Consider the following 9,930-nt stretch of genomic DNA (forward strand, 5'->3'; position numbering starts at 1 on the left):
TTGGTTTCGGTCGGATGGTGCCGTGCTTACTTGAGCGTGTTGCGTATAACGCCCTATACGGCGTGGGCACGCCCACCTGGATGCGCGGCAAGGATGGCGAGAAGGCAGGATGGGGGAGTGGGTTATGACGCGCTGCTGTGGCTTTCTTTTGGTGGTCCCGAGGGGCCGGACGAGGTTATGCCGTTCCTGGAGAACGTGACGCGGGGCCGTGGGGTCCCTCGCGAGCGGCTTCTCCAGGTTTCCGAGCATTACCAGCACTTCGGCGGGATTTCGCCGATCAACCGGCTGAACCGGGACGCCATCGCGGCGGTGGAGAAGCAGCTGTCGGCCGAAGGGGTCGAGCTGCCGGTGTACTTCGGGAACCGCAACTGGCGGCCGATGGCCGAGGACACCGCGGCCGAGATGGTCGCGGCCGGGGTCCGGCGCGCGTTGGTGTTTCCCACCAGTGCTTACGGGGGTTACTCGGCTTGCCGGCAGTACGACGAGGACATCGAGCGCATTAGGGCCTCGGTGGGCGGTGACGCGCTCGAACTCGTGAAGATCCGCCAGTTCTTCGACCATCCGCTGTTCATCGGGGCGTTCGCGGACGCGTTGCGGGTGGCGCACGCGGAGCTCGGGAACCTGCCGGGCACGCGCACGGTGTTCACGGCGCATTCGGTGCCGATCAGTGCGGACAACGCGGCCGGGCCGCCTTCGGAAGGTGGCAACAGGTACTCGCGGCAGATCGCCGAAGCGGCTCGCCTGGTCGCGGCCGAGGGAGGTGTCGGGGAGTACGACATCGTCTGGCAGTCGCGGTCCGGGCCGCCGCAGGTTCCGTGGCTGGAGCCGGACATCGTCGACCACCTCGATGTCCTGCACGAGCAGGGCGTGACCTCGGTGGTCGTGTGCCCGGTCGGGTTCGTGTCCGATCATCTCGAGGTGATCTGGGACCTCGACAACGAGGCCGCCGAGCGCGCCGCGGAGCTGGGGATGGGGTTCGCCCGCGCGGCTACGCCGGGTGGCGACGCACGGTTCGCGGAGCTGGTGGTCGAGCTCGTCCGGGAGCACGTCGAGGACGCGCCGGTCCGGAAGCTTTCGGAGTTCCCCGCGGCGGGGTGCACGGTCAACGGCGCGCCCTGCGCGGTGGCGTGCTGTGAGCCGGTGAAGCGGCCCGCGAGGCCCGTTTCGTAAGCCTCAGGGCGTCCGGTCGGCCTGCTCCGAGAAGACCCGCACGGCCTCGTTCACCGACGCGGCACGCGCGTGGCGGACGGCGTCGGACAGCGGGCGCAGCGCGTCGGCCCGTTGAACCGCGGCGGACGCCGAGAGCGCGCCACCGGGCTCGTCGGTCCGGGCGATGGCCAGGATCGCGGCCACCTCCTCTGCCCGCTGCAGCACCCGCAGGGCACGCGGCGGGGTCCCGGCGGGCCATTCGACGTCGGTCACCGCCCGCAGCCGTGCCGAAAGCTCGGCCCGGACGCCAGGACGGTCACTGGCGACGTTCAACGCCTGCAGCGCACCCGCGCTCGACCGGATCGCGTCGGTCATCCCGTGCTCCGCGTCGCCCAGGCCGATGTACTCGAGCGGGGTCTGTGTCTTGACCGAGAAGACCGTCCAGCGCACGAGCCCCTCGGCGATCGGCTCGGGCACCAACCCGTAGCCGATGCCGGGCAGCACCACGGCTTCCCCCGCCCGCAGCGCGGTTTCGGTGAACGGGCCGCCCCCGCCGAGCCCGCGGACGTCGCCGGGCGCCGGGAGTACCAGTTGGACACTGGTGACCCCCTGGGCGCGCAACGCGACGAGCAGCTGCACGGGGGTGGCGGGACGGTTGAACGCGAGCGGGAGGTCGAACGCCTCGGCGGCGCCGGCATCGGCCGCGACGACGTCATGGGCCTCGCCCCAAGCCTTCAGGGAGTCGAGCACATCGTCGGACGCCGCGGCACCGTTGAGCCACGCGGAAGACCAGACGGCGAAGGTCGCACTGGGACTGCACACGACGCCCTATTTTACCCGGTCCCCGAATGGTTCCGGCACTGGTCCCGCTGGAGTGGCTCCACGTCGACGGGACACGAAACGCGAAGTAGCGTCGTAGGAGTGAACTCAGCACCAGCACATCTGCCCCGCACCGTCGGGGAGCTCCGCGCCGCCGGGCACGAGCCTCGCAGTGTGAAAACCGAGATCCACGAAAACCTCCTCGCCGCCCTGCGCGCGGGCAAGGACCCGTGGCCCGGCATCGTCGGTTTCTCGAGAACCGTGCTGCCGCAGCTGGAACGGGCCCTGCTCGCCGGGCACGACATCGTCCTGCTGGGTGAACGCGGCCAGGGCAAGACCCGCCTGCTGCGGACCCTCGCCGGTCTCCTCGACGAGTGGACCCCGGTCATCGAGGGCTCCGAGCTCGCCGAGCACCCGCTGGACCCCATCACCCCGGCGTCCCTGCGCCGTGCCGCCGAACTCGGCGACGACCTGCCCGTGGCGTGGCTGCACCGCAGCTCCCGCTACACCGAAAAACTCGCCACCCCGGACACCTCGGTGGGTGACCTCATCGGCGACGTCGACCCGGTGAAGGTCGCCGAAGGCCGCAGCCTGGGCGACCCCGAGACCATCCACTTCGGTCTCGTGCCCCGGGCGCACCGCGGCATCGTCGCGATCAACGAGCTGCCCGACCTCGCCGAGCGCATCCAGGTGGCGTTGCTCAACGTCATGGAGGAGCGCGACATCCAGGTCCGCGGTTACACGCTGCGGCTGCCGCTCGACGTGCTGCTCGTGTCGACGGCGAACCCGGAGGACTACACCAACCGCGGCCGGATCATCACGCCGCTGAAGGACCGCTTCGGCGCGGAGATCCGCACGCATTACCCGCTCGACGTCGCCTCGGAGGTCGAGGTCGTCCGGCAGGAGGCGCACCTCGTCGCCGAGGTGGGGGAGCCGCTGCTCGAGGTGATCGCCCGGTTCGTCCGGAACCTCCGCGAGTCCACCGTCATCGACCAGCGCTCCGGGGTGTCCGCCCGGTTCGCTGTCGCGGCCGCGGAAACCGTTGCGGCGGCGGCGCTCCGGCGTTCGGCGCTGACCGGCGAGGAGCCCGCGGTGGCCCGGCCGGTCGATCTCGACGCGGTGCCTTCGGTGCTGCGCGGGAAGATCGAGTTCGAGCCCGGTGAGGAAGGGCGCGAGGTCGAACACCTCGTGCACCTGCTGCGCCGCGCGGTCGCCGAGACGGCACGGGACAGGTTCGCCGGGCTCGATCTCCGCCCGCTCGCCGACGCCGTCGCCGACGGGCACCTCGTCGCGACCGGGGAACGCGTGCCCGGCAAGGATGTTCTCGCCGCACTGCCGGAATTGCCGGTTCTGCACGAAGTCGCCGTGCGCGCGGGCGTGGCCGCGACCGACTCGCCGGGCCGGATCGCCGCCGCCGTCGAGCTGGCGCTGGAATCGCTCTACCTGGCGCGAAAACTCGCGAAGGACTCCGACGACACGACGACGGTGTACGGCCCGTGACCGCCCAGCCGGAGGGCTACTCGTACGGTCCCTGGCACGAGGGACCCGATCCGCTCGCACCGCCGGCGGACCTGCGGGACGCGATGGACGAGATCAGCCGCGACATCATGGCCGGCTCGTCTCCGCGTTCCGCGCTCGAAGAGATGCTCCGGCGCGGCACCGAGCGCACGGCCGGGCTCGACGAGCTGACCCGCCGGGTCTGGCAGCGCCGCGCGGAGATCCAGCGGCGCAACCGGCTCGACGGGACGCTGCAAGAGGTCCAGCAGCTCCTGCGTGAGGCGCTGGACGCCGAGCGCCGCGCGCTCTTCCCGGAGCCGACGGACGACGCCAGGTTCCGTGAGGCGCAGCTGGACGCGTTGCCCCCGGGCACCGCGGCGGCCGTGCGTGAGCTCGCGCAGTACGACTGGCGGTCCGAGCAGGGGCGCGAGAACTACCAGCGCATCCAGGACCTGCTCGGCAAGGAAATGCTCGATGCCCGTTTCGAGGGCATGAAAGAGGCGATGCAGAACGCGGGGCCGGAAGACGTCGAACGCATCAACCAGATGCTGTCCGACCTCAACGCGCTGCTCGCCGCGCACGCGCAGGGATTCGAGGACATCGCCGAGCGCTTCGCCGAATTCATGAAGCGCCACGGGGAGTTCTTCCCGGAGAACCCGCGCAATGTCGACGAGCTGATCGACGTGCTCGCGGCGCGGGCGGCCGCGGCGCAGCGGATGATGAACTCGATGACCCAGGAACAGCGCGACGAACTGTCGCAGCTGGCCCAGCAGGCCTTCGGGGATCCGCGGCTCGCGCAGCAACTGTCCGCTTTGGACTCCCAGCTGCAGGCGTTGCGGCCCGGTGAGGATTGGACGTCGTCGGAACGGTTCCGGGGCAAGAACCCGCTCGGACTCGGTGAGGGCGCCCAGGCGATGGAGGACCTCGCCGAACTCGACGCGCTCGCCGAGCAGCTCGGCCAGTCCTATCCGGGCGCGAGCCTGGACGACATCGATCTCGAGGCGCTGGAAGCACAACTCGGCGCCGATTCGTCGGTCGATGCCCGGCGACTGTCCGAACTGGAGCGTGAGCTCCGGCGGCAGGGCCTGTTCGAACGCGCGCCCGACGGCTCGCTTCGGTTGTCTCCCAAGGCGTTGCGCCGTCTCGGCGAGACGGCGCTCGCGGATGTCGTGAGCGCGTTGCGTGGCCGGACCGGTGACCGTGACACGGAGTCGGCGGGCGCGGCGGGGGAGCCGACGGGGTCGAGCCGGCCGTGGAAGTTCGGCGACATGCAGTCGTGGGACGTGTCCAGGACGGTCCGCAACGCCGTGCTGCGCAGCGTTTCCGTCGGCGACCGCAAGGTGCGGATCGGCGTCGAGGACGTCGAGGTCATCGAGACCGAACACCGCAGCCGCGCCGCCGTGGCGCTGCTCGTCGACACGTCGTGGTCGATGGTGCAGGAGGACCGGTGGCTGCCGATGAAGCGCACGGCGTTGGCGCTGCATCAGCTGATCACCACGCGGTTCCGCAACGACGCGCTCCAGTTGATCACCTTCGGCCGGTACGCGACTTCCGTGGAACTGGCGGAACTGGTCGGTCTCGAAGGCGCGTGGGAGCAGGGAACCAACGCGCACCACGCGTTGCTGCTCGCCGGGCGGCATCTCCGCCGGCACCCGGACGCGCAACCCGTGGTGCTGATGGTGACCGACGGCGAGCCCACCGCGCACCTGGAACCGGACGGCTCGGCCGAGTTCAACTACCCGCCCGACCCGCGGACCATCCTCAAGACACTGTCCGAAGTGGACAGACTGGCGAAGCTGGGCGCCGCGGTGACGGTGTTCCGGCTCGGTGACGACCCGCGGCTGACGTCGTTCGTCGACCTCATCGCGCGCCGCTCCGGCGGCCGGGTGGTGGCCCCGGACCTCGACGGCCTCGGCGCCGCCGTCGTCGGCGACTACCTCCGGGTCCGCCGCTAAGCCCCCTTCGGGCGGTCACGCGCGTGGGGGTCGGGAGTGTTTACGAGTGTTAGAGCCACCCGTAGCCACTCACGACCCAGCTTCGCTCCGAGGCGACGCCACATTTGACCTTCTCATCAATAGGAGAGGGCGGGGGCGACGGTTTTCGCGAAGAGGTCGATGCCGGAGCGGTCGTAGGCGGCCTCTGCGAAGTTCAGGATCGCGTAGGTCATACCCAGGCCCCGCAACTCGGTGAGCCGCTCGGTGATCTGCTCGGGCGTGCCCACCAGCGGTCCGTTCGCGATGTTCTGGTGGGTCCGCTCGAGTTCCTCGGCGGGCAGGTACGGCTCCATATGCGAGCGGTGCCACGCCAGTTTGTCCTGGACGTCCTTCTCGGTCTCGCCGATGACGATGTTGTAGTTCGCCGAGCGCGTGATGGCGCCGAAGTCGGTGCCGAGGTTCTTGCAGTGCTCGGCGAGCACCTCCGACTTGTGCCGGAAGCCTTCGGGGTCGGAGGCGAAGTTGGTGTAGGACGCGTACTGCGCGGCGATCCGCAGCGTCTTCTTCTCGCCACCGCCGGCGATCCACAGGGGAATCCCGCCGTCCTGCAACGGCAACGGCCGCGAGATGGCGCCGTCGACCTGGTAGTGCTTGCCGTCCAGCGTGGCCTTGCCGGTGGTCCACAGCTGGCGCATGATCTGCACGCCTTCGTCGAGCATGCCGAGACGCTCACCGGCCGAGGGGAATCCGTAGCCGTAGGCACGCCATTCGTGCTCGTACCACCCGGCGCCGATGCCCATTTCGACCCGGCCACCGGAGATGATGTCGGTGGTGGCCGCGACCTTCGCGAGGTAGGCGGGGTTGCGGTAACTCATGCAGGTGCACATCTGGCCGAGCCGCACCCGGCTGGTCGCGGCGGCGAACGCGGCCATCAGCGTCCACGCCTCGTAGGTGACTTCTTCGGTCGGGATGGGGGTGGTGTGGAAGTGGTCGTAGACCCAGATCGATTCGAAAGGGCCTTCCTCGGCGGCGCGGGCGACGCCGAGCATGGTGTTCCAGTGGTCGGCGGGATCGATACCGGTCAGATCCAGCCGCCATCCTTGGGGCACGAACAGTCCGAAGCGCATGGTCAACAACTTAGCCGGGATCGTCGACGACGTCAGGTCAGGTCCAGCCGGTTCTGATCGGCTTTTGTCGGTGGTGGGTGCGATGCTCGGAGGATGACCAAGATACCCACGAGTTACTCGCCCACCTGGGACGGCGACACGCGGGACCCGCTCCCGCTCGTCGGTGACGAGCGGGAGATCCTCACCGCGTTCCTCGAATGGCACCGCCAGACCTTCGAGCTCAAGTGCTCGGGCGTGCCGCTGGAGAAGCTGTCGGAAAAGAGCATCTCGCCGTCCGGGCTGAGTCTGCACGGCCTCATCCGGCATCTCAGTGGCGCGGAACGCTGGTGGTTCCGCACGCAGTTCGCGGGCGAGGACGTCCCGATGCTCTATTACTCCGACGACGATCCGGACCAGGATTTCGACACCTTGGACGGTGACGTCGAGGAGGCGCTGGCCGTGTGGCGGGAGGAGTGCGCCCGCTCCCGCGAGATCGTCGCGAACTCCTCTTTGGACGACACCGGGACGTCCTTCCGCACCGGTGAACCCGTATCACTGCGCCGGATCGTCGTGCACACGATCGCCGAATACGCCCGGCACAACGGACACGCCGACCTGCTGCGCGAACGCATCGACGGCGCCACCGGCCTCTGAAGGCGTGTTCCCCGGCTAGGTAGGCGTGTTTCCCGTCTGGGTGGCCGGGGTTCCCGTTCGCGGGGTGACGGTGATGCGGGCGCCGCGGCCGGGGACGAGCGTGATGTGCCGGGTCTTGGCGGGTTCGGGGTGCAGGCGGTCGGGGGCGACGCGGAAGCGGGTGAACACCTCGCGGAGCACGATGTTCGCCTCCAGCAAGGAGAAGCCCGCGCCGAGACAGCGTCGCACGCCGCCACCGAAGGGGAACCAGGTGCCGGTCGGCGGGCCGCCCTCGAGGAACCGTTCCGGGCGGAAGGCGCACGGGTCCGGGTGGTGCTCGTCGTCGCTGTGGACCAGCCCGATCGACGGCATCACGGTGTACCCCGCGGGGATGCGGTAGCCGCCGATCTCGACGTCCTTGGTCAGCTTCCGCGCCACCTCGGAGATGACCGGGTGCAGCCGCATCGCCTCCTTGGTCACCGCTTCGAGGTACTTCTCGTCGCCGTCGTCCGCCGCGCGGATCGCCGCGGCCTGCTGCGCGGGGTCGCGGGCGAGTTCGTGGAACGCCCAGGCCAGCGCGGTCGCGGTCGTCTCGTGCCCGGCCAGCAGCAGGGTGATCAGCTGGTCGCGGAGTTCGAGGTCGGAGAGCCGGTCGTCCTCCGAAGGCACGGTCAGCAGCCGCGAAAGCACGTCGGTGCGGCTTTCGAGGTCGTCGGCGCGTCGGCGTTCGGCGATCTCCTCGTACAGCAGCTCGTCGACGCGGTCCTGGTGCGCCTTGTTGCGGCGCCACGGCCCGAAGCGCTGCAGCTTGGGGTTGTGCCAGCCGAAGATGTCGATGGCACCGATGTCGATCGTGGAGTTGAGCCGCTCCCGCAGTTCGTCGAGCCGCGCGCCCGCGCTGACCCCGAAGACGACCCGAAGGATGATCTCCAGGGTGAGCGCCCGCATCCGGTCGTGGACGCCGAACACGGTCCCGGCCGGCCAGCGGCTGACTTCGGCCGTTGTCAGCTCGGTGACCATGTCCCGGTAACCGCGCAGCGCGGCGCCGTGGAAGGCGGGCATCAGCAGTTTGCGTGCCCGCAGGTGGACGTCCTCGTCGGTCAGCAGGACCGAGTTCGCGCCCATGACCGGCTTGAGGATGACGTTGCCCTCGCCGGCGTGGAAGGTCGACACCGGCCCGGCGAACACCGTCTTGATGTGCTCGAGGTCCGACAGCGAGACGACCGACCGTTCCGGGAAGAGATTCAGCCGGACGACGTCGCCGTAGCGGCGGCGCAGCCGGGGGAGCCAGTGGTGGCGATAGTTCCCGAAGAGCACGGTCTGCACGAGGATCGGGAGCCGTGGCCCCGGCGGCAGCGGAGACGTGCTTCGGACGGTGTCGCGTGGTGAAGCGTCCGTCGTCATCCCTCTTTCCTACCCTCGAGTAAGTTCGCTGTCCAGGGGCGTACGGGGCCGTTCACCTGCCCGATCCCACCGGGCGAGAACGTGCTCCGCGACGCCGCCTAGGCTGGAACCATGCAGACTTGGTCATCGGTCGACGTGCCGACCATCCCCGGCACCCCCCGCCCGTTGCGGCTCCACGACACCGCGACGGGACAGGTGCGTCCCACGTCGCCGGGCGAAACGGCCCGGATGTACGTCTGCGGCATCACGCCGTACGACGCGACCCATCTCGGCCACGCCGCGACGTACCTCACCTTCGACCTGGTGAACCGCCTCTGGCGCGACGCCGGTCACGACGTGCACTACGTCCAGAACGTGACGGACATCGACGAGCCACTGCTGGAGCGCGCCATCCGCGACCAGGACGACTGGATCGTCCTCGGCATGCGCGAGACGGCGTTGTTCCGCGAGGACATGACCGCGCTGCGGGTTCTGCCGCCGCGCGAGTTCGTCGGCGCGGTGGAGAGCATTCCGGAGATCGTCGAGGTGATCGCAAAGCTGGTGGTGGCGGGCGCGGCCTACCGCGCGGACGACTCCGAGTACCCGGACATCTACTTCGACCACGCGGCAACCGGGCATTTCGGCTACGAGTCGAACTACGACGAAGAGACCATGCGGAAGCTGTTCGCCGAGCGCGGGGGAGACCCCGACCGCGCGGGCAAGCGCCACCCGCTCGACGCGCTGCTCTGGCGCATGGCACGCCCCGACGAGCCGTCGTGGGAATCCGAGCTCGGCGCGGGCCGTCCCGGCTGGCACATCGAGTGCAGCGCCATCGCCGTCAACCGGCTCGGCCTGGGCTTCGACCTCCAGGGCGGCGGGTCCGACCTGGTGTTCCCGCACCACGAGTACAGCGCCGCGCACGCCGAGGCGCTCGCGGGCGACAGGCCGTTCGCGCGGCACTACGTCCACGCCGGGATGATCGGCCTCGACGGCGAGAAGATGTCGAAGTCGCGCGGGAACCTGGTGTTCGTGTCGCGCCTGCGGGCCGACGGCGTCGACTCGGCCGCGGTCCGGCTCGCCCTGTTCGCCGGGCACTACCGCGCGGACCGCGCGTGGACCGACGACCTGCTCACGACCGCCGAGGCGCGGCTCGCTCGGTGGCGTGAAGCCGCCGCGCTCGCCGCCGGACCGTCGGTGGACGACACGATCGCCCGGCTGCGCGATCACCTCACCAATGACCTCGACACCCCGAAGGCCCTCGCGGCCGCCGACGCGTGGGCCGACGAAGCCCTCAAGCGCCAAGGCACCGACAGCGCCGCGCCGGGCCTGTTCCGCGACGCCGTCGACGCCCTCCTCGGCGTGCTCCTGTAACTCCGCCCGGGGAATATGTCGACGTTTTCCCCCGGGGG

General features: G+C 69.9%; 8 protein-coding genes. 5 read left to right on the plus strand and 3 right to left on the minus strand.

The window, feature by feature from the left end:
• The first annotated feature begins 117 nt into the window (after window positions 1–117).
• Window positions 118–1,170 (plus strand): ferrochelatase, encoded by a 1,053-nt coding sequence (locus VGP60_RS40300; RefSeq protein ID WP_327553498.1) that lies wholly within the window; start codon window positions 118–120, stop codon window positions 1,168–1,170.
• Window positions 1,171–1,173: 3 nt separating this feature from the next.
• Here VGP60_RS40300 and VGP60_RS40305 read toward each other — a convergent pair whose 3' ends face one another.
• Window positions 1,174–1,971: a hypothetical protein gene (locus VGP60_RS40305; RefSeq protein WP_327553499.1), complete on the minus strand. Its 798-nt coding sequence runs from the start codon at window positions 1,969–1,971 to the stop codon at window positions 1,174–1,176.
• 99 nt (window positions 1,972–2,070) lie between these two features.
• Between VGP60_RS40305 and VGP60_RS40310 the strand changes: the two genes are divergently transcribed.
• Both VGP60_RS40310 and VGP60_RS40315 read left to right on the plus strand, forming a co-directional pair.
• Window positions 2,071–3,468, plus strand: a complete 1,398-nt coding sequence (locus tag VGP60_RS40310) for a sigma 54-interacting transcriptional regulator (RefSeq protein WP_327553500.1) — start codon at window positions 2,071–2,073, stop codon at window positions 3,466–3,468.
• On the plus strand, window positions 3,465–5,420 hold the full coding sequence (locus VGP60_RS40315; protein ID WP_327553501.1) for a VWA domain-containing protein: 1,956 nt from the start codon (window positions 3,465–3,467) through the stop codon (window positions 5,418–5,420). The genes VGP60_RS40310 and VGP60_RS40315 overlap by 4 nt, the downstream gene beginning before the upstream one ends.
• A 116-nt stretch (window positions 5,421–5,536) precedes the next feature.
• Here VGP60_RS40315 and VGP60_RS40320 read toward each other — a convergent pair whose 3' ends face one another.
• On the minus strand, window positions 5,537–6,526 hold the full coding sequence (locus VGP60_RS40320; protein ID WP_327553502.1) for an LLM class F420-dependent oxidoreductase: 990 nt from the start codon (window positions 6,524–6,526) through the stop codon (window positions 5,537–5,539).
• A gap of 93 nt (window positions 6,527–6,619) precedes the next feature.
• On the opposite strand from VGP60_RS40320, the gene VGP60_RS40325 reads away from it, so the two are divergent.
• Entirely contained in the window at window positions 6,620–7,159 is a 540-nt protein-coding gene (locus tag VGP60_RS40325) for a DinB family protein (protein ID WP_327553503.1), read from the plus strand.
• A 15-nt stretch (window positions 7,160–7,174) separates the two neighbouring features.
• Here VGP60_RS40325 and VGP60_RS40330 read toward each other — a convergent pair whose 3' ends face one another.
• Window positions 7,175–8,542, minus strand: a complete 1,368-nt coding sequence (locus VGP60_RS40330; protein ID WP_327553504.1) for a cytochrome P450 — start codon at window positions 8,540–8,542, stop codon at window positions 7,175–7,177.
• A 111-nt stretch (window positions 8,543–8,653) separates the two neighbouring features.
• On the opposite strand from VGP60_RS40330, the gene mshC reads away from it, so the two are divergent.
• Complete coding sequence (gene mshC, locus VGP60_RS40335; RefSeq protein ID WP_327553505.1) at window positions 8,654–9,892, plus strand: cysteine--1-D-myo-inosityl 2-amino-2-deoxy-alpha-D-glucopyranoside ligase; 1,239 nt, start codon at window positions 8,654–8,656, stop codon at window positions 9,890–9,892.
• Window positions 9,893–9,930 lie beyond the last annotated feature (38 nt).

This window comes from Amycolatopsis sp., from assembly GCF_036008905.1.
GTDB lineage: Bacteria > Actinomycetota > Actinomycetes > Mycobacteriales > Pseudonocardiaceae > Amycolatopsis.

Bases quoted from the DNA above. Each gene is read 5' to 3' on its own strand.
- VGP60_RS40330 (WP_327553504.1), bottom strand. From the start codon at position 8,542: ATGACGACGGACGCTTCACCACGCGACACCGTCCGAAGCACGTCTCCG.
- mshC (WP_327553505.1), top strand. From the start codon at position 8,654: ATGCAGACTTGGTCATCGGTCGACGTGCCGACCATCCCCGGCACCCCC.
- VGP60_RS40320 (WP_327553502.1), bottom strand. From the start codon at position 6,526: ATGCGCTTCGGACTGTTCGTGCCCCAAGGATGGCGGCTGGATCTGACC.
- VGP60_RS40325 (WP_327553503.1), top strand. From the start codon at position 6,620: ATGACCAAGATACCCACGAGTTACTCGCCCACCTGGGACGGCGACACG.